The organism is Erythrobacter sp. JB2-19 (assembly GCF_057365005.1).
On record NZ_CP200290.1, the window covers coordinates 2,046,950 to 2,065,363 of the forward strand.

General features: G+C 57.6%; 18 protein-coding genes and 1 pseudogene. 4 read left to right on the plus strand and 15 right to left on the minus strand.

Annotation, left to right across the window (positions count from 1 at the left end):
• Positions 1-44: 44 nt before the first annotated feature.
• The 8 genes and pseudogenes from AC0V6O_RS09790 to pgi all read right to left on the minus strand — a co-directional run bounded on the left by AC0V6O_RS09790 (position 45) and on the right by pgi (position 8,586).
• The gene (locus tag AC0V6O_RS09790; RefSeq protein ID WP_472639077.1) at positions 45-485 is read right to left on the minus strand and encodes a VOC family protein; all 441 of its coding nucleotides are present in this window, start codon (positions 483-485) and stop codon (positions 45-47) included.
• Positions 485-667, minus strand: a complete 183-nt coding sequence (locus AC0V6O_RS09795) for a hypothetical protein (RefSeq protein WP_486143601.1) — start codon at positions 665-667, stop codon at positions 485-487. Before AC0V6O_RS09795 ends, AC0V6O_RS09790 begins: the two co-directional genes overlap by 1 nt.
• 361 nt (positions 668-1,028) lie before the next feature.
• Positions 1,029-2,561, minus strand: coding sequence for an acyl-CoA carboxylase subunit beta (locus AC0V6O_RS09800; RefSeq protein ID WP_486143603.1), 1,533 nt, complete (start codon positions 2,559-2,561; stop codon positions 1,029-1,031).
• 69 nt (positions 2,562-2,630) lie between these two features.
• Positions 2,631-3,353 carry an SDR family oxidoreductase gene (locus tag AC0V6O_RS09805; RefSeq protein ID WP_486143605.1) on the minus strand — a complete coding sequence of 241 codons (723 nt, stop codon included), beginning with the start codon at positions 3,351-3,353 and terminating at the stop codon, positions 2,631-2,633.
• A gap of 46 nt (positions 3,354-3,399) precedes the next feature.
• Entirely contained in the window at positions 3,400-4,746 is a 1,347-nt protein-coding gene (gor, locus tag AC0V6O_RS09810; RefSeq protein WP_486143607.1) for a glutathione-disulfide reductase, read from the minus strand.
• A gap of 109 nt (positions 4,747-4,855) precedes the next feature.
• Positions 4,856-6,358, minus strand: a complete 1,503-nt coding sequence (locus AC0V6O_RS09815) for a DEAD/DEAH box helicase (protein WP_486143609.1) — start codon at positions 6,356-6,358, stop codon at positions 4,856-4,858.
• A 232-nt stretch (positions 6,359-6,590) separates the two neighbouring features.
• Positions 6,591-6,950, minus strand: coding sequence for a hypothetical protein (locus AC0V6O_RS09820; protein WP_486143611.1), 360 nt, complete (start codon positions 6,948-6,950; stop codon positions 6,591-6,593).
• A gap of 90 nt (positions 6,951-7,040) precedes the next feature.
• Positions 7,041-8,586, minus strand: a pseudogene (gene pgi / locus AC0V6O_RS09825) (glucose-6-phosphate isomerase).
• A gap of 50 nt (positions 8,587-8,636) precedes the next feature.
• Between pgi and lepB the strand changes: the two are divergent.
• Genes lepB through AC0V6O_RS09845 form a run of 4 tightly spaced genes read left to right on the plus strand, consistent with a single transcriptional unit; the run spans position 8,637 to position 11,817 of the window.
• On the plus strand, positions 8,637-9,524 hold the full coding sequence (lepB, locus tag AC0V6O_RS09830; RefSeq protein WP_486143613.1) for a signal peptidase I: 888 nt from the start codon (positions 8,637-8,639) through the stop codon (positions 9,522-9,524).
• Positions 9,521-10,231, plus strand: a complete 711-nt coding sequence (rnc, locus tag AC0V6O_RS09835) for a ribonuclease III (protein ID WP_486143615.1) — start codon at positions 9,521-9,523, stop codon at positions 10,229-10,231. The genes lepB and rnc overlap by 4 nt, the downstream gene beginning before the upstream one ends.
• A gap of 36 nt (positions 10,232-10,267) precedes the next feature.
• Positions 10,268-11,176, plus strand: coding sequence for a GTPase Era (era, locus tag AC0V6O_RS09840; RefSeq protein ID WP_472639086.1), 909 nt, complete (start codon positions 10,268-10,270; stop codon positions 11,174-11,176).
• A 23-nt stretch (positions 11,177-11,199) separates the two neighbouring features.
• Positions 11,200-11,817, plus strand: coding sequence for a DUF2971 domain-containing protein (locus AC0V6O_RS09845; RefSeq protein ID WP_486143617.1), 618 nt, complete (start codon positions 11,200-11,202; stop codon positions 11,815-11,817).
• Positions 11,818-11,828: 11 nt separating this feature from the next.
• On the opposite strand, the gene AC0V6O_RS09850 is transcribed toward AC0V6O_RS09845, so the two are convergent.
• The 7 genes from AC0V6O_RS09850 to plsY form a co-directional block, all read right to left on the minus strand.
• A complete protein-coding gene (locus AC0V6O_RS09850) occupies positions 11,829-12,011 on the minus strand; it encodes a hypothetical protein (protein WP_486139491.1) in 183 nt (60 codons plus the stop codon).
• Positions 12,012-12,076: 65 nt separating this feature from the next.
• On the minus strand, positions 12,077-12,664 hold the full coding sequence (locus tag AC0V6O_RS09855; RefSeq protein ID WP_486143619.1) for a response regulator: 588 nt from the start codon (positions 12,662-12,664) through the stop codon (positions 12,077-12,079).
• A 56-nt stretch (positions 12,665-12,720) separates the two neighbouring features.
• A complete protein-coding gene (locus tag AC0V6O_RS09860) occupies positions 12,721-13,050 on the minus strand; it encodes a hypothetical protein (RefSeq protein ID WP_472639089.1) in 330 nt (109 codons plus the stop codon).
• Positions 13,051-13,316: 266 nt separating this feature from the next.
• Positions 13,317-15,878, minus strand: a complete 2,562-nt coding sequence (topA, locus tag AC0V6O_RS09865) for a type I DNA topoisomerase (protein ID WP_486143622.1) — start codon at positions 15,876-15,878, stop codon at positions 13,317-13,319.
• 90 nt (positions 15,879-15,968) lie between these two features.
• A complete protein-coding gene (locus AC0V6O_RS09870) occupies positions 15,969-16,661 on the minus strand; it encodes a glycerophosphoryl diester phosphodiesterase membrane domain-containing protein (protein WP_486143624.1) in 693 nt (230 codons plus the stop codon).
• Between the two features lie 6 nt (positions 16,662-16,667).
• Positions 16,668-17,813 (minus strand): DNA-processing protein DprA, encoded by a 1,146-nt coding sequence (gene dprA, locus AC0V6O_RS09875; RefSeq protein ID WP_486143626.1) that lies wholly within the window; start codon positions 17,811-17,813, stop codon positions 16,668-16,670.
• Positions 17,810-18,406, minus strand: a complete 597-nt coding sequence (gene plsY / locus AC0V6O_RS09880; RefSeq protein WP_486143628.1) for a glycerol-3-phosphate 1-O-acyltransferase PlsY — start codon at positions 18,404-18,406, stop codon at positions 17,810-17,812. Before plsY ends, dprA begins: the two co-directional genes overlap by 4 nt.
• Positions 18,407-18,414 lie beyond the last annotated feature (8 nt).

Below are 18,414 nucleotides of genomic sequence, written 5' to 3' on the forward strand. Positions count from 1 at the left end.
GTGTGCTCGTTATCCTGAAACGAGTTCAGGATGACGAAGGAATTTCAATGCGCGCCCTTGGGCGTTTCCATAATCTCGGTCAGCATACCCTGCATATCCTTGGGATGCACAAAGAAGATCGGCGTGCCGTGCGCTCCCGGGATGGTTGGGCCAAGGATGCGCTTGCCCTGCCCTTCAAACCATACGCGAGCCTCGTCAATGTCCTCCACCTCAAAACAGACGTGATGCTGTCCGCCCAACGGGTTTTTCGCCAGAAATGCACTGATCGCGGTCTCGCCGGGTTTCAGCTCTTCGATCAGCTCGATCTGGGTGCCATTCATGCCAGAGTGGGTGGGCGTATCGACAAACACGACCTTGAGGCCGCGATCTTCCAGAATGATCTCATCGGAGATCGACGTTGCGCCCATCACATCTCGGTAATGCGCGACTGAGTCTGCGATAGAAGGCGTTGCAACGCCGACATGGTTTAGACGGCCTAGTTTCATTACATTATCCGTATTTCAAATGTGACAAATGTCATGGAAGTAAAGATGACTGCTACAATAAGCGACAGCCAAGCGAACAGCTTGTAGTCAGCCCACCTGCCTCGCTCCCATTCTTCTTTTGATTTGAAGACAGGCTGAGAAACAGCAGCGAGACCCGCAAAAATAGTCGAAAGATCAGTCATCGCCTGTTTGCAAAGCCAACGTGGTTAAGTCGTCCGAGTTTCATTTCCTACACTTGCAACAAAGACCAAAATCCCATGCTCACTGCCAGAAATCCATTTACTATCGAAAACAAGCATGTGGACCAAAACAGACTAGGTGTCTTGCGCCGGGAAACTTCGGGAACCCGATTAATGACACCAAGTTTGGCAAACCGAAAACCAAGAGCAATTAGCGCTAGACCAAATAGCAACGAGGCCCAAGCTTGGAGGTCGGTCAAAGTATCTTGCGGTTCAACGAAGATCGATATGGCGCTCAGCGAGAACATCCCAGTGACTATGATTGCCAAGGTGTAGTGGTAGAAACTATTAAGCGAAGCCTTCCTCATAGCGGAATGTTGTCATGCTTCTTCCACGGGTTCTCGAGCTGCTTTGTACGCAGTTTTCTGAACCCCAGAGCAACCCGGCGCCGGGTTGAGTGCGGGTAGATCACTTCGTCAATATAGCCGCGCGATGCCGCTACGAATGGGTTCGCAAAGCGGTCTTCATATTCCTTGGTTTTCTCAGCGATCTTTTCCGCATCGCCGCGGTCCTGACGGAAGATAATTTCCACCGCGCCCTTCGCGCCCATCACTGCAATCTCTGCCGTAGGCCAGGCGTAATTAAGGTCTCCGCGCAAATGCTTTGACGCCATGACGTCATACGCTCCGCCATAGGCTTTGCGCGTGATAATAGTGATCTTGGGAACGGTCGCCTCGCCGTAAGCGAACAGCAGCTTCGCGCCGTGTTTGATGATGCCATTATGCTCCTGATCGGTGCCCGGCAGGAAGCCCGGCACGTCGACCAAAGTGAGGATCGGAATCTCGAACGCATCGCAAAACCGCACAAAGCGCGCGGCCTTCTTCGACGCATTGATGTCGAGCACGCCGGCGAGCACCATTGGCTGGTTCGCGACCACACCAACGGTGCGCCCTTCCACCCGGCCAAACCCGCAAATGATGTTCGCCGCATGGGCGGGCTGAATCTCGAAAAAATCGCCCTCGTCCAGCGTCTTCGCGATCACCTCATGCATGTCATAGGGCTGGTTCGCATTGTCAGGGATCAGCGTATCAAGCGATGGTTCTTCGCGGTCCCATGGATCCCTGGTGACATATTCCGGCGCCTCTTCGCGGTTGGACAGCGGCAGGTAGTCAAAGAACTTACGGGTCGCGAGCAGGGTCTCAATGTCGTTTTCAAACGCATTGTCGGCAACGCTGGTCTTGGTCGTGTGCGTCACCGCACCGCCCAATTCCTCCTGCGTCACCTCCTCATTCGTCACCGTTTTGACCACATCAGGCCCGGTCACGAACATATAGGAGCTATCCTTCACCATAAAGATGAAGTCGGTCATCGCTGGCGAGTACACCGCGCCGCCTGCGCATGGCCCCATGATCAGCGAGAGCTGAGGCACAACGCCGCTTGCAAGAACGTTCTTTTGGAAGACATCCGCATATCCGCCGAGCGAGGCGACGCCTTCCTGAATACGTGCACCGCCGGAATCGTTGAGGCCGATGACAGGCGCGCCCACCTTCATCGCATTATCCATCACCTTGCAGATTTTCTCCGCATGGCGTTTCGACAGGCTACCGCCGAAAACGGTAAAATCCTGACTGTAAACATAAACCAGGCGGCCATTGATCGTGCCGCTGCCCGTCACCACACCGTCGCCCGGGATCTTTTGATCCGCCATGCCAAAATCGACGCAGTCATGCTCTACATAGGTGTCGAGTTCTTCAAAACTGCCTTCATCCAGCAGAACGTCCAGCCGTTCGCGTGCGGTCAATTTGCCCTTGGCATGCTGCGCGGCAATCCGCTTTTCCCCGCCACCCATCTTGGCGGCATCACGGCGACGTTCCATCTCAGCGATATTGGCAGACATTTCTTGCCCCTGAAGTTGCTTAAAATTACGCTGCGATCGTTGCCGGAGCGACGCGGCAGCGTCAACGTATCAAAACCGCAGCATCACTTTGCGAGCAAGTGCGGGGGAGATCGAGTCCACAATTCTGAGTGCTTTTGTCATGCCAACATTTGCCTCGTCCCGCCCGTTCTCCAGCGCGGCGATAATCTGAGCGGCGCATTCTTCTGGCGATAGCTTGCTCATATCATTGTCTGCATTCATTTGCGTATCAACAACCGGAGGCAGCGCTTCAATCACGGAAATATTGGTTCGAGACAGCTGCTTTCGCAGGGCAAGCGTGTAGGAGCGTAGCCCGGCCTTGGTCGCGCAATAAACCGGGGTGCGTGCGGCAGGCGCAATGGCAAGGCCGGAGGTGACGTTGACGATCGCTGCTTCCGTTCGCGTTTTCAGGCGCGGGGTAAGCGCAACCGTCAGGCGAATTGGCGCGTTGAGATTGGCGTAAATCGCATCATCTGCGGCATCGGCATTCGGCGTCCCACCGCGAAAATCATGGTCAACCAATTGCCCGGCATTGTTGATCAAGACATCGAGATCGCGCTCACCCCATTCCGCCAGCAGCGCATCCACACCGCCAGCATTGGAAAGGTCAGCTGAGAGCACCTCAAAGCCCTCTGCCTGCATCGCTGCTATTCGCTCAGAATTGCGGCCGGTGAGCACGGCATGCGCTCCTTTGCCTTTGAGCTGACGCGCCATTGCGCGCCCAATCCCAGCGGTCCCGCCGGTGAGCAATATGGTTTTGTTGTTCAGATCCATGAAACGCAGACTAGCGCGCCAATATCGGCAGCACCAGTTCCCGGCCTTACTTCAACAGCACCAGTTCCTCAGCCATGGTCGGGTGGATAGCGACCGTTGCGTCGAAATCTGCCTTGGTCAAACCGGCTTTGATGGCCACTGCCGCTGCCTGCATGATTTCAGGCGATTCGGGTCCAATCATATGGATTCCAACAATCTGATCTGTCGCCGCATTGACAACCATCTTATAAAGGCCGCGCTCATTGCGACCAGCCACAACGTTTTTCATCGGGCGGAAGTCAGACTGGAACACCTTGATGTTGCCAAGTGTGTTGCGAGCCTCGCCTTCCGTCATGCCAACCGCGGCAATCGGCGGATGGCTGAAAACTGCGCTCGGTATGCAAGAATGATCGACCGTACGCGGATTGTCGCCGAACACAGTGTCAGCAAATGCGTGCCCCTCACGAATGGCAACCGGGGTCAGCTGCACGCGGTCGGTTACATCACCCACCGCATAGATATAATCGACGTTGGTCTGACTGAAATCGTCGACCTTGATCGCCCCGCCCTTACCCGTTTCAACGCCGACCGTCTCTAGACCTAGCCCGTCAATATTCGGCCTGCGACCGGTCGCGAACATCACCATATCGACGTCGACATCATCGTCACCGTTCAACTGAACATGAAGCGAGCCGTCATCGTTTTTGGTGATCGCCTCAAAGGTCGTGTTGAAGTGGAATTGAATGCCCTTCATCAGGCTGATCTGAAGCAAACGGTCACGCAGGCTTTCATCATAGCCACGCAGCAATTGGTCCGATCGATTGACGATGCACACCTTGCTGCCAAACTCGTTAAAGATGCCAGCGAACTCGTTCGCGATGTAGCCGCCGCCAGCGATCATCACGCGTTTCGGCAGCGCGTCGAGATGGAACGCCTCATTGGAGGTGATCGCATGTTCAGCGCCTGGAAATTCCAATCGTTGCGGCGTCGCACCAGTGGCAATCAAGATGTATTTCGCGGTGACGACCTTGCCGCTCGCCAAAGTGATCTCGTGATCGCCTGAGATTTCAGCGCGCTCCCGGAACACTTCAACTCCATGATTGCCGAGCGTTTCGCCGTACAGACCCTCAAGCCGGTCAATATCGGTCTGCACATTGTCGCGCAGCTTCACCCAGTCGAAGCTCTTGCCCTCAATGGTCCAGCCAAATTGCTGCGCATCCTCAAGATCTTCGGCGAAATGCGCACCATAAACGAGCATCTTCTTCGGCACACACCCGCGAATAACGCAGGTGCCGCCGACGCGGTATTCTTCGGCAACGGCAACGCGCGCGCCATGCGCGGCGGCTATGCGGCTGGCGCGGACGCCTCCGGAACCTGCTCCGATGGTGAAGAGGTCGAAATCATACTCAGCCATTGCGGCGATACTCCTTTATGCTGCGCGCGATATGACGACCCGCAAGGGTGTTGCCAAGCGTGCAATTCATTTGAGGAACTATTCGCGCACGAACGCCGCTTGGTTACCCTTACGAGGTGCGAGCGCCAGTTCGCCCACCACCGGGACGACCGCCTCCGCCTGAGCGACCACGGCCACCACCACCCGGACGACCTCCGCCGCCACCGGGACGGCCTCCGCCACCGCCGCCGCCGCTGCGATTGGGACGGCCTTTGCGCGCGCCATGCTTTTGCTTGGGCTTGCCTTGTGGGCGGCCATCTCCGCCGCCTGCTGCGCCATCGCCCTGCGGCCTGCCGCCGCCGGAGCGCTGGCCACCAAAGGGTTTCGGACGCACCTTTTTCTTCGCCACCCGGTTTTGGCCGCGCGGCGCAGGCTTGGTCGGGCCAACGCCTTCTACGACAGCACGGAAATTTTCCGGCAGGTCGAGCCGCTCAAATTCGGCGTCCGTCGTGCGAGTGATGTCTTTGAGGTAGGCGCGCTCATCCTCGGCGCAAAATGCGATCGCCACACCATCCTTACCAGCGCGCGCGGTGCGCCCGATGCGGTGGACATATTGCTCTGGCACATTCGGCAATTCGTAGTTGATAACGTGGCTGACGCCCGGAATATCGATTCCGCGCGCGGCAACATCGGTCGCCACGAGCACAGGAGTTTTGGCGCGTTTGAATTCGCTAAGCGCCCGCTCCCGCTGAGGCTGAGACTTATTGCCGTGGATCGCGTTGGCGCCAATCCCGCACTGCGCCAGCTTCTTCACGACGCGGTCTGCGCCGTGCTTTGTCCGGGTGAAGATCAGCACACGCTCAATTTTGCCGGGCACTTCGTGACGACCAGACAGAACCATTTCGAGCAGCGATTGCTTCTCATTCTGCTGCACCATGAAGAGGTATTGATCAATCCGCTCTGCCGTGGAGGATTCCGGGGTCACGGAAACCTGCACCGGGTTGTGGCAATAGCCCTTCACAAGCTCCTTGATCTGCTTCGGCATGGTGGCCGAGAAAAACAACGTCTGGCGCTCTTTCGGCACCAATTGGCTGATCCGGCGTAGGGCGTGGATAAAGCCGAGGTCGAGCATCTGATCCGCTTCATCAAGAACCAGGATTTCGACGCCGGACAGATTGAACGCTTTTTGATCGATCAAATCGAGCAAGCGGCCAGGTGTCGCGACCAGAATATCGGTGCCGCGGTGCAGCTTGTTCCGGTCTTTATTGACGCTGGTGCCGCCAACAATTGAGTGGACTTTCATGCCCGCCATTGCGCCATAATCCTTGGCGCTTTGGGCGATTTGCCCGGCCAACTCGCGGGTCGGTGCGAGCACCAACATGCGGCAGGATTTGAATGGGATTTGGTTATCACTCTCGCGGAGCCGGTCGATGCTGGGCAGCATGAATGCCGCCGTTTTGCCGGTGCCGGTTTGCGCAATGCCCAGCAGGTCGCGGCCTTCCAGCACGGGTGGGATCGCCTGCGCCTGGATCGGGGTGGGCGTCGTATAGCCCTTCAGGTCCAATGCCTGAAGAATGGGTTGTGACAGGTCGAGGTCCCCAAATTGAACCGACTGTTCAGATGGATTTGTCATTGATAATTCGCAATATATTTGCGGCGCGCAGAGAACTAGCTCGCGCGGCGCGGGGGTAAGGGAACCCACAAAAGTATTACTTTTGTGGGACCGGTGATAACCACCCGCGTGAAAAGGGAAGTCTGTGAAATAAACCGAGGCGCGGCCGGGGCGGATTGTTTAGATCAATCGCCGCTTCACGCTGGCTCGCGCGCTTCGCTGGTGCAGCATTTGGGGGAGAAGAGAGGGAAAGTCAATCAATTGGTCGCGAGGGGTCGCCCAGTTTGATGACGATTGTCTCTTCACTTTCGTCATCATTCGCAAAGATATCGACCTTCATCGAATTGCCTAGCTTCGCCTCCAATGACCTTAGAAGCTCGCCAATTTCTCTTATTGCCTCCATCTGCCCGGTCTTCAGCTTTCCAAAATCCGCAAGGAAAAACACAGTCGTAAAGCTAGGTGAGAACTTCTCAAAAACTTCGAAACGATTCAGAGCAATGCGTATGATCTTCCCGGTTACTACCTCCAGTTCTTTGAAAGAGATGGGGTCAGTGCCGTCCTCTTGCTCAACTTCAAAAGCAGGCAAAACAATATATCCGCGAAGCTCAAGCATTAGCTACTAGGATTAGAAGCATGCAGTCGGCTTAGCAACTGTGTAGGCACGCCGCGAAGGCCGTCGAATTGCACCGCGATTGCTGTACTCTCACCCCATCCCCGCCGCTTCCATCAGCGCCTTCGTGCTCGCGTCGAAGTCACCTTCGCCCGCATCAATGTCTTTCGCCATTTTCTTGCCCAGCTCCACGCCGAATTGATCGAACGGGTTAATGCCCATCAGCACTGCGTTGGCGAAGGTGCGATGCTCGTGAAACGCGATCAGTGCGCCAAGCGCAGCGGCATCCAGATCATCGACCAGGATCATCGCGCTGGGCCGGTCACCGGGGAATGCGCGCGCGGGATCTTTGCCGCCGGCGGACATATTGCCGCCCGTCATCAGAGCGGCGCCTTGCGCAAAGCAATTGATCAGCAGGCTTTTGTGATGCGCCGGGTCCAGCTCGTCTCCGGGCGCAATGCTGGCGATGAAATCGACCGGGATCAAATGTGTGCCTTGGTGCAGCAATTGGAAGACCGCGTGCTGCGCATCCGTGCCCACTCCGCCCCAAGTCACGGTCGCGGTTGGGCGGTCCACAGGTTCGCCCTTTGCCGTCACGCTCTTGCCGTTCGATTCCATTTCAAGCTGCTGCAAATAGTCGGGCAGCAGATCGAGACGCTCGTCATAGGCGAACACCGCGCGGGTCTGGCATCCTCTGGCGCGGGTGTAATATTGGTCAGCAAATGCAGCGAGCAGCGGCAGGTTCGCCCTGCCCTGCGCCTCGCGAAAATGCGTGTCGATCGCCCGCGCCCCAGCCAGCATCGCCTGAAAATCATCCATGCCGACCGCCAGAGCGACCGGAAAACCAATGCTCGACCACAGTGAATAACGCCCGCCGACGCTCTCCGGAAATGGCAGGATGCGCGTTTCATCAACGCCCCATTCCACAGCACCTTCTGGATTGGCGGTGAGCGCGATCACGCGGCCACTGGGATCATCCACGCCGTTGTCGCTGAGCCATTTCAGCGCGCTCGCCGCATTCGTCATGGTTTCGATGGTGGTGAAGGTCTTTGACGCGATCGCAATCAGAGTGGTCGCTGGATCGCAGGCGGCAAAGGCTTGCTCCAAGGCGAGACCATCAATGTTCGAGACAACGTGAACGTCCACCAGGGTGAGGTCGCGGGCCAAGGCATCGACCGCCAGATCTGGCCCCAGTGGCGGAGCCGCCAATCCCGATATGGATCAGATGGTTGATCTCTCCCAGAGCGCCTTGGTGGATCGCCTCGACCAGCATGCCCATCCGCGCTGTCAGAGCCTGCGCTTCCTCTACATCCGTCTCGGTACCGCTACCGCGCATTGCGCCATGGGTCGCCGCGCGCCCCTCGGTTGGGTTGACGATCCCGCCGCCAAACAATGCCTCGCGCTGAGCATCAAAATTCATCGCCTCGGCCAAAGCCTCAAGCTGATCGAGGATCGCGTCATCAAGATGCGTTTTTGACCAGTCAAACCGAATGCCCAGATCGCCCAACTCACCAAACGACGCCTCTAATCGCTGGCTCAGCTTCTCCAATCGATTGGGATCAGCGGCAAACAATTCGCTCAGTTTAGGTTGCGGCAGGGCGCAAATAGCATCCCAAGTGGTGGAAATCGGATCAGTCATGGGCAAATATCCTTGGCGTGATGGGCCACTCGCGACTAGGGACGCACGCGATGAATGTTAAGACCCAAACTGATGCTGCGCCCGGTTCTGGTGACGTATGCGCGGCCGCCAGCGATGGTGCTAGCGATGTTGCAGCCCCAAAAGCGCTCACAGAGGAGCAGCCGGAGAGCCTCGGAAGCTTTGCGTTTTTCCTGTTCAAGCTGGTTTTTGTCGTCCTGATCTTTCGCAGCCTGGTGTTCTCGCCGTTCTCGATTCCATCCGAGAGCATGCTGCCGCATCTGTGGAACGGCGACTATTTGCTCGCGGCCAAATGGCCATACGGCTACTCCGACAACTCTATGCCGTTTGGCGCACCGATTGTCCCCGGACGGGTGCTCGCAAGCCCTCCGAAGCCAGGCGATGTCACGATTTTCAAACATCCGATTGATGGCACTGATTACATTAAGCGCGTGATTGCCCTGCCCGGTGACAGTGTGGCGATGGTGGACGGTCAAATCGTGCTCAACGGCGAGACCGTGCCCAAAGTACAGATTGAAGACTTTGTCATTCCCGTATCAGGAAACACCAGCTGCGCCTGGGGCGCAGAAGTGCGGACGGACACGGATGGCCAGGATGTCTGCGTCTATTCCCGCTTTCGCGAAACCCTGCCCAATGGCGTCAGCTACGAAGTGCTCGATTTTGGCCTAACGGGGGCCGACAATATGGATGCGGTAATAGTGCCGGAAGGCCGGATGTTCGTGATGGGGGACAACCGCGACAATTCACAGGATAGCCGCTTTCCCGCCAGCGCTGGCGGCGGTGTTGGGCTGGTCCCGCAAGACAATCTGGTCGGGCGTGCGACGATCCTGATGTGGTCCACCGATGGCGGATCGGATTGGATCAAACCTTGGACATGGTTCAGCGCGGCGCGCTGGAGCCGATTGGGCAAGACATTATGAGCGCCCCACCCCTTGATCGTCTTGGGCCAGAAACGACCGAGTGGCTGAGCAAGCTTGGCCTGGACGTAGACAAAGAGGCGGCATGGCTGGAGGCGCTCACCCATGGCAGCGTGCAAGGCAATCTGCCAAATGGCGCGCCGGTGCCCAAGGATTACCAGCGGCTCGAATTTCTCGGCGACCGCGTGCTTGGCCTCTCGGTGGCCGATTGGCTTTACCGCGATGGTGATGCGCCAGAAGGCAAACTGTCGCAGCGATTGAACGCCCTCGTCAGCGGCGCAACCTGCGCCCGCATTGCCCGCGCAATTGGCCTGCCCGATCATTTGCGTCTCGGCAAACAGGCGCGCGATGATGGCGGAGCAGACAGCGACAATATCCTGGGCGATGTGATGGAGGCGATGATCGGCGCGTGCTTTATCGAGCACGGGTTCGAGACCGCACGTGATTTCATCTATCGCGCATGGGCAGAGGAACTCACCGGAAAGGCTGGCGAGGCAAAGCACCCCAAATCGGCTCTACAAGAATGGGCCGCAGGCAACCGCCACCGCACGCCGGAATATGAAGTGATCGACCGCAGCGGGCCAGACCATGCCGCGCGCTTCACCGTCAAAGTTAGCGTGCACAAGGTGGGCGAGGCCGAGGCGATCGCTGCGAGCAAATCAGAGGCCGAAAAGCAGGCCGCAAAGGCATTTATGGAGCGCTTCGGATGAGCATTCGTACAAAAAACGCGGCGAGGAAGCAGTCCAATGACTAAGCAGAAATGCGGCGCCGTCGCCGTCATTGGCGCTCCCAACGCGGGCAAATCCACGCTGGTCAATCAATTGGTCGGCCAAAAGGTCGCGATCACATCATCCAAGGCGCAGACCACCCGCGCCCGCATGCTCGGTATCGCCTTGCATCAGGACGGCGATGAGAGCACCCAAATGATCCTGGTCGATACGCCCGGCATTTTTGAGCCGCGCCGTAGGCTGGACCGCGCGATGGTCAGCGCCGCATGGGAAGGGGCAGAGGCCGCGGATGCAGTGCTGCTGATCGTCGATCCAATCAAGCAGCGCCGGCATGAGCTTATGCCACTTCTAGAGGCGCTGGCAAAACGTCCCGAGCGCAAGATCCTGGTCCTCAATAAGGTTGACCGCGCGAAGAAAGAACCGCTGCTGGCGCTTGCACAGGAGCTGGGCGAAATCGTTGATTTTGCAGAGATTTATTTCATCTCGGCTTTGAATGGCGAAGGCGTGGATGAGCTCAAATCAAAGCTCGCCGATATGATGCCAGAGGGGCCGTGGCACTACCCCGAAGACCAAGTCTCAGACGCATCAGAGCGCTTGCTTGCGGCAGAAATCACGCGCGAACAGCTCTATCTGCAACTGCACGAAGAGCTGCCCTATGACGCTGCGGTTCGGCCAGAAAGCTATGAAGTGCGCAAGGACGGTTCGGTGGAAGTGCGCCAGCAGATCGTTATCGCGCGCGACAGCCAAAAGCCTATCGTGCTCGGTAAAGGCGGCCAACGGATCAAAGCCATTGGCGAGGCAGCGCGCAAAGAGCTTGCAGAGATCCTCGGCGTGAAGGTGCATTTGTTCCTGCACGTGAAGGTCTCAGAGGGCTGGTCCGAGGACAAAGAAGTGTTTGAAGAAATGGGGCTCGACTGGGTCAAATGAGCACGCGCCCCCTCAGGAAGTTTGTGAAGCGCTACACAACCTTGTCGAGCGCGCTGCAAACCTTGAGGCAAGAAAAACTGGTCCTGCTCAGCCCGTCGAAATGGGACGATGCGAATGATGCCTATTTCATGGACCTCTATCGATCACAAATAGCATCGCAATCTGTGCTCGCGCTGTGCTGCACCATGGCGAAAGAAACCTATCATCACTGGCGGGTTTTCACCCAAGGCATGGATGGGATCGCAATTGAGTTTCACCGCGAGTCCTTGGAGCAAGCGGTTGAAAAAACAGCAGGGTTTCGGGCGGGCGCAGTGAATTATATGAGCGTACAAGCACTCAAAGACCATGCGTCATCCGGCATCAAAACACTGCCCTTTGCCAAACGCGAAGGCTACGCCGACGAGCGCGAGTGGCGGATAATCGCCGAATGCGAGGATGTGCGGGAATACACCGATCTGCCAATCGAGCTATCCTGGATCAGCAGCATCACCTTCAGCCCATGGATGCCGCCCAGCCTCAGCGACAATTTGCGCAGCATCATCAAGGAAATCGTGCCCGAGGCAAAGATTTCGCTGCGCGCCAGCAGCCTAACCAACAGCAAGGCATGGAAAGACGCAGGGCGGGATCTAACCACTCGATAAAGCGCTGAGGTCTAGCGCTTTTTCGCGATTTTGATCTTCTGTTGCTTGGCGAAGCTCTTGGTTGAATCTTCGCTGCGGTTCAGGGCCTTTGCAATCTGCTTTAAGCCCTGCCCTTTGGATGCAAGCAGTTTTAGCCGGCCCGCCTCTTCAGCGTTCCAGGGTTGCTTGTGCCGTTCAAATCGTTCTTTGCCCATGGCCGCTGAATAGCCGCATGCCCTCGCAATATCGAGGGCTCTAGCGCGCAATTACCTTGTGGCGATTACTTGGCGGCAAGCTGTTCGAGCTTGGCGCGAAGGCCTGGTTCGTCGAATGGCTTGACGATGTAGTCATCCGCGCCCGCATTGATACCTTCGTGAATGTCGGCAACATCGCCTTTGGACGTGCAAAACACGATCGTCGGCGCATGCGGGGTTGGGATCGCGCGAAGTTTGGTGACAAACTCAAGGCCATCCATTTCCGGCATTTCCCAATCGGTCAGAACCAATTGCGGCATTGCTTTCTTGCAGCGGGCGAGCGCTTCCTCGCCATTTTCAGCCTCAATCGGCGAATAGCCGAGGCTTTTGGCGATTTTGCTGGAAACCTTGCGGATCACGCGGCTGTCATCAACGATCAGACACGTCTTGGTTGCAACCTGCTGCGGTGCGGCACCTTCGCGCTGGGCCTTGGCGGCCCGAACAATCGCAGCGGTATCGCTGGCGTCCTGCGCCGTAGGAGCCTCTGGTGCTGCAGCAGCGGTGCTCGCTTCTGTAGGCACATCGGCCTCAATCTGGGGTTCGACTACGTCATCTTCAGACACAGGAGTGCCCTTGGCTTGCGCGAGCTTTTCAGCCAGCGTTTTGCCTTCCATTGAGCGTTTAAGCCGTGCCTCGCCCGAAGGTGACTTCGGGCCGGTGGTGCGTTTGATTAGATTTTGAATGGCTCAAGCTCCCCGTCTTGCGCTGAGACGGCGCCTTGAAATTGCGCCTCCATCGAAGCGACAGCTGGCGCAGCGAGTGGAACACTGGCGGGTTCATCAGCGGAATCGCCCTCGCCCGGCGTCATGCAAACGTGCAGATACGGCATCCAGACGTCGCCAAATTCAGCCTTTTGATACCACACGTCCAGCACATCGTAGCTTGCCCAGATCCCATCAGGTTCGCGCAGGCGCAAACCCTCACCAATACGCGGCACAGCAGCGAAGCGCATGCGTTCCTGAGATTGATGCGTCTCGTTTTGAACTTCGATTTCGATCACGTGGTTCGGCCTCTAACTGTTGGCCTGTGCGCGTTCGCGCCTCGGCCGTTGAGACTCTGATAAGGGACAATACTTGACGATTTGCAAACGACGGATCGTAAACCAAAGTTTGTCCGTCACATCAGTGGGAATACGTGTTTAAACAGCGATTTACCCTAATCGCCGTTTACCAAAGGCGCGCAGCTGACTGGTAAACCGGCGGGAAACCAGCCCGTTTATTCCCAGAATCGACGATGGAGTGAGGCGCCGCGAGGGCGCGCGCCTCTCTACTTCGCAGCGGCTTTTACCGGCTTCTTCGCAGGAGCCTTCTTCTTCGCTGCTGCCTTCTTCTTTGGCGCGGCTTTCTTGCGCTTCTTCTTAGCCGGCCCTTTGGCCGCCCGCGCATCGATCAACTCAATCGCTTGAGCGGCCTCAATATCCTCTGGCTTCACGTCCTTTGGAATAGTCGCATTGACGTTTCCATCGGTAACGTAGGGGCCATAACGCCCCGGCATCACCTTGATCTCGCCGCCGCTGGTCGGATGCTCACCTAGGGTCTTGATTGGCTCCGCCTTTTGCCGCCCGCCGCCCTTGCGATTGGCAGCCTCAGCCAGCAACGTCACCGCCGCGTTCATGCCGGTTTCAAACACATCGACCGTGCTTGTGAGCTTGGCGTATTTGCCATCGTGACGCAGGTAAGGACCATAGCGACCAATCGCCGCTTCAATTTCCTTGCCAGTTTCCGGATGCGCACCGATGATCCGCGGCAAATCGAGCAGTTTAATCGCCCATTCCAGATCGAAATCATCGAGATCTTTGGGAATGGAGGCACGCTTCTTCTTATCTTCGTGCTCCATCTCGACATAGGGGCCAAAACGCCCTGTTTTGCGGTGAATGTCTTCACCCGTTTCCGGATGCTGCCCCATAACGCCATCCGCGCTGCCATCATCGCCATCACTGCCTGGCTGAGCAAAGCGGCGGGTAAACTTGCATTCGGGATAATTGACGCAGGCGATAAACGCACCAAACCGTCCGCCGCGCAGGTTAAGCTTGCCGTTTTCCCGTCCCTCTGTTGCGCAAAGCGGGCAGCGACGGGGATCTTCACCATCATCGGTTGGCGGGAAGAGATAGTCTGACAGATATTCGTCGAGCGCCTCAGTCACCTCAGAGGGCAGCTTCTCCATCACCTCTTCGGTTTTGGGTTTGAAGTCCTTCCAGAACTTGGCGAGCAGCTCCTTATAATCTTCACCGCCATCAGAGACGGTGTCGAGCTCGTCTTCCATGCCAGCGGTAAAGTCATAAGCGACATAGGTGGGGAAGAAACGTTCTAGGAACGCTGTTAGCAGGCGGCCTGAATCCTCTGCATGAAAACGATTTTTCTCCATTCGGACATAGTCACGGTCACGGATCGTCTGGATCGTAGAAGCGTAAGTGGAAGGCCGGCCAATGCCGAGCTCTTCCAAGCGCTTGACCAATGACGCCTCGGAGAAGCGCGGCGGAGGCTGGGTGAAGTGCTGGTTGGCTTCGACACCTTTCTTGGCCGGAACCTCGCCCTTCGACATTGCCGGCAGCAATCCCTCTTCGTCATCATCAGACTTATCGTCGAAGCCCTCTTGATAGACTGCGAAGAAGCCCGGAAATTTAACAACCTGGCCGGTCGCGCGCAGCTCGTGCTGTCCGGTCGCATCGCGCAAGGTGATCGTCGTGCGCTCCAATTGCGCAGCCGACATCTGGCTCGCCATGGCGCGCTTGAAGATCAGCGAATAAAGCTTCGCTTCGTCACCAGACCCCGCCTTATCCTTAGAGAAATTGGTTGGTCGGATTGCCTCGTGTGCTTCCTGAGCATTCTTCGCTTTAGTACTGTAAAAACGGGGTTTTTCCGGACGATAATCATCACTAAATCGCTCTGTGATTGCATCACGCGCAGCCATGATGGCCGACATATCCATCTGCACACCGTCGGTCCGCATATAAGTGATTGCACCCGCCTCATAGAGCGATTGCGCACACCGCATCGTGTGGCTGGCTGAGAAGCCAAGCTTTCGCGAGGCCTCTTGCTGCAGAGTCGATGTTGTGAAAGGCGGTGATGGGTTGCGTTTCAGCGGCTTAGTTTCGATCTCTTCAACCGTGAAGCGCCCGCCCTCAACCGCCGCCTTGGCAGCCATGGCTGAGCCTTCATTGCCAAGGTCGTGCTTGCCCAGCTTCTTGCCATCGAACTGGACCAGGCGCGCATCGAATGCGGTGCCATCATGCTCCATCTTGGCCAGGACCGACCAATATTCGACCGGATTGAACGCCTCAATCTCACGCTCCCGGTCGACAACCAGACGCAAGGCAACCGATTGCACCCGTCCAGCAGACTTCGCGCCGGGCAGCTTGCGCCACAGCACCGGCGACAGAGTGAAGCCAAACAGATAATCCAGCGCCCGGCGCGCGAGATAGGCATCGATCAGATCGGTATCGAGCTCTCGCGGAGACTTCATTGCGGTCGTGACGGCAGATTTGGTAATCGCGTTAAAGGTAACCCGGTCAACCTTGGTCGGCAGCGCCTTACGCTTCTTAAGCAGTTCCTGAACGTGCCAACTGATCGCCTCCCCTTCCCGGTCAGGGTCAGTCGCGAGGACAAGGCGGTTCGCGCCTTTCGCTGCATCTGCGATTTCTTTGAACCGCTTCTGCTTGTCGCGATACAGCTCCCAATCCATTGCGAAGTCTTCGTCGGGACGCACGCTGCCATCTTTGGGCGGCAAATCGCGGACGTGGCCATAGCTCGCCAAGACCTTGAAGTCTTTGCCGAGGTACTTTTCGATAGTCTTCGCCTTGGCCGGCGATTCAACGATAACAAGCTGCATGGTGGTTCTGTCTAGTTCCTAGTCGGTGCCTTCACGTGTGCACGTACGCGCGAGGGTGGAGCCGCGCAATTAATTCCGTCAAGTGGGCAATTATTCGAAAACTTCGTTAAGCGAAGCCGAGTCGTCACGCAGCAGCGAATAGCTGGCGATGCCTATCGCGGTTATAGTGAGCGACCCAAGGCCGGAGAGCATTGTCGTCACAACGAGATAGATCGCTGGGGTTTCCACATAGTCTTCCGAGAATTCGTCGACGAAGATAGACAAGAGATCATAGTAGAACAGCGTAAAGAATGGGATGGCTAGCAACGTCATGGGCGCAAAGATCGCAACCAATAGGGGCCAGAACTTGCCCGATGTGGCCTCCCAAGATTTGCTGAGCGCTTCAGTGCCAGGCTCACCATCGGCCAAGACAACACCGTAAGCTGGCAGCCACCGAACCAGCAGAATGACTCCTGGGACAATGAGCAGGATAAAACCAAACGAAATCGCCAATCCGCTTATCAGTGAAACCAAGAAATACCCGCCGATGGTCCCCCTCAGGCCGCTGGGCGCCAATCCCCCCTTTGTGAGCAAGCCAATTGTCAGAAGATAGGCCAAGACAAAATCGACGATCAATGCCGGCACCAACAGGCCGTCGCCGAGCACTTGCAGATCAATGAGAGTCCAGACCGTCACCGTGACCGCAAAATAGGCAAGCGCTTCAGGCCACGCCGCCGCAAGCAGACGAATAGCTTCACTCCAAACCTGCTTTGCACCTTCAAATGCGCCGTCTGAGAGCTCCATAATTCCCTAGCCCGCCAAGCTTACGCGGCCGCCGGAATGCCGCTCAAGATCGCCGGTGATTTCCAATTCCAACAACGCCATCTGCACCAGAGCCATCGGCGCGCCTGATTGCCGCACCAGCTCATCCACGGCGACAGGCGCGGTCGATAACAGGGCGGTTATCGCACCAGTGTCCTCCAGGCTGACATCCGCGCCGTCCAGCTCTGAGAAATCGTATTCCTCGCGCCCTTCGGCCACCATGTTGAAGCGCGAGCGCGGCGTGCCCTCGAAGCTTTCGAGCAGCTCGGTCACCTCCTCAGGCGACTGAACCAAGACCGCTCCATCGCGGATCAATTGGTTGCAGCCCAGACTTCGCGTGTCGAGCGGCGAGCCGGGGATCGCCATGACCTCACGTCCGGCCTCTCCAGCCAACCTTGCCGTGATGAGCGAGCCGGACTTCGGCGCGGCTTCGACAACCAAAGTACCCGCCGCAAGCCCGGCGATAATGCGGTTGCGGCTGGGGAAATGGCTGCCACGCGGCTGGGTGGCGGGCGGCTGCTCAGCGATCAGCAGGCCTTCGCGCGCAATCTGTTCCTGCAAATCGGCATGCTGCGGAGGATAGGCGATGTCGATCCCGCTGGCGATCACACCGATGGTCGCGCCAGCACCCGCAGACAGCGCGCCCTCGTGGCTCGCACCGTCGATCCCGCGCGCAAGCCCTGACACCACTGAATAACCCCGCTCTGCCAGATCGCGCCCAAACTGCCGAGCAAGCTTCACCGCTGCGGCGGACGAATTGCGCGCCCCGACCATCGCCACGCAGGGTTTCGACGCCAACCGCACGTTTCCGCGATAGGTGATGACTGGCGGTGCGCTTTCTATCTCGGCCAGCAGAGGCGGAAAGTCGGGCTGATCGTGGAACAGATAGCTGGCCCCTGCTCGCTGGATTCCTTCAATCTCTCGCTCAATTTTGTCGCGCGATGCCGGACGATAGCTGCGCTTTCCGCGGCCGCCCAGCTCTGGCAGAGCTTCGATCGCCGCGACCGCATTGCCGAACCGCGCCAGCAGCTGACGATAGCTGACCGGGCCGATATTGGGCGATCTGAGAAGACGAATACGGGCAAATGCCTCAAGCTGGGTCAGCCCTTTGTCGTCGCCCGCAGACGCGTTCATTTTGAACTGCCGATCTTGGGCTCCTCACCCTTTGCTAGACGCCCAATATTCTCGCGGTGGAGATAAATGATGAGGCCAGCAATTGCCGCCAGCACGGGAAAGAACTGAGGATAGCCAAACAGTGGAGCAGCCGCAGCAGCAGCGACCACCGCGCTCATCCCTGCCAGCGACGAAATTCGGAAAATTGCCAGCATCGCGATCCATATCCCGGCATATGCGAGGCCGATCGGCCAAGCGAGGCCGAACGCAACGCCTGCATTGGTGGCAACGCCCTTGCCACCCTTGAACTTCAGCCAGACGGGATAGCAATGACCGATCACCGCGCCGCCAGCCGCAAAGGCCATCGCGACCTGTCCGCTTTCACCCGGCCATAGCATTCCGGCGAGGAACACCGGGGCAAACCCTTTGAGCAGGTCGAGCAGCAATGTGCCCGCCGCCAGCCCTTTGTTACCCGTGCGCAAAACATTGGTCGCGCCGATATTGCCGCTGCCAATATCGCGCACATCGCCCATGCCAGCCGCTTTGGTGAGCAACAGGCCGAACGGGACCGAGCCAAAGGCATATCCCAACAACGCGGCTAGCAATGGTTCCATGGTCGTAG

What these genes read in the sequence shown, in the direction of transcription:
- AC0V6O_RS09790 (WP_472639077.1), bottom strand. Translation starts at nt 485, where the DNA reads ATGAAACTAGGCCGTCTAAACCATGTCGGCGTTGCAACGCCTTCTATC.
- AC0V6O_RS09795 (WP_486143601.1), bottom strand. Translation starts at nt 667, where the DNA reads ATGACTGATCTTTCGACTATTTTTGCGGGTCTCGCTGCTGTTTCTCAG.
- AC0V6O_RS09800 (WP_486143603.1), bottom strand. Translation starts at nt 2,561, where the DNA reads ATGTCTGCCAATATCGCTGAGATGGAACGTCGCCGTGATGCCGCCAAG.
- AC0V6O_RS09805 (WP_486143605.1), bottom strand. Translation starts at nt 3,353, where the DNA reads ATGGATCTGAACAACAAAACCATATTGCTCACCGGCGGGACCGCTGGG.
- gor (WP_486143607.1), bottom strand. Translation starts at nt 4,746, where the DNA reads ATGGCTGAGTATGATTTCGACCTCTTCACCATCGGAGCAGGTTCCGGA.
- AC0V6O_RS09815 (WP_486143609.1), bottom strand. Translation starts at nt 6,358, where the DNA reads ATGACAAATCCATCTGAACAGTCGGTTCAATTTGGGGACCTCGACCTG.
- AC0V6O_RS09820 (WP_486143611.1), bottom strand. Translation starts at nt 6,950, where the DNA reads ATGCTTGAGCTTCGCGGATATATTGTTTTGCCTGCTTTTGAAGTTGAG.
- lepB (WP_486143613.1), top strand. Translation starts at nt 8,637, where the DNA reads ATGAATGTTAAGACCCAAACTGATGCTGCGCCCGGTTCTGGTGACGTA.
- rnc (WP_486143615.1), top strand. Translation starts at nt 9,521, where the DNA reads ATGAGCGCCCCACCCCTTGATCGTCTTGGGCCAGAAACGACCGAGTGG.
- era (WP_472639086.1), top strand. Translation starts at nt 10,268, where the DNA reads ATGACTAAGCAGAAATGCGGCGCCGTCGCCGTCATTGGCGCTCCCAAC.
- AC0V6O_RS09850 (WP_486139491.1), bottom strand. Translation starts at nt 12,011, where the DNA reads ATGGGCAAAGAACGATTTGAACGGCACAAGCAACCCTGGAACGCTGAA.
- AC0V6O_RS09855 (WP_486143619.1), bottom strand. Translation starts at nt 12,664, where the DNA reads ATGGAAGGCAAAACGCTGGCTGAAAAGCTCGCGCAAGCCAAGGGCACT.
- topA (WP_486143622.1), bottom strand. Translation starts at nt 15,878, where the DNA reads ATGCAGCTTGTTATCGTTGAATCGCCGGCCAAGGCGAAGACTATCGAA.
- AC0V6O_RS09870 (WP_486143624.1), bottom strand. Translation starts at nt 16,661, where the DNA reads ATGGAGCTCTCAGACGGCGCATTTGAAGGTGCAAAGCAGGTTTGGAGT.
- dprA (WP_486143626.1), bottom strand. Translation starts at nt 17,813, where the DNA reads ATGAACGCGTCTGCGGGCGACGACAAAGGGCTGACCCAGCTTGAGGCA.
- plsY (WP_486143628.1), bottom strand. Translation starts at nt 18,406, where the DNA reads ATGGAACCATTGCTAGCCGCGTTGTTGGGATATGCCTTTGGCTCGGTC.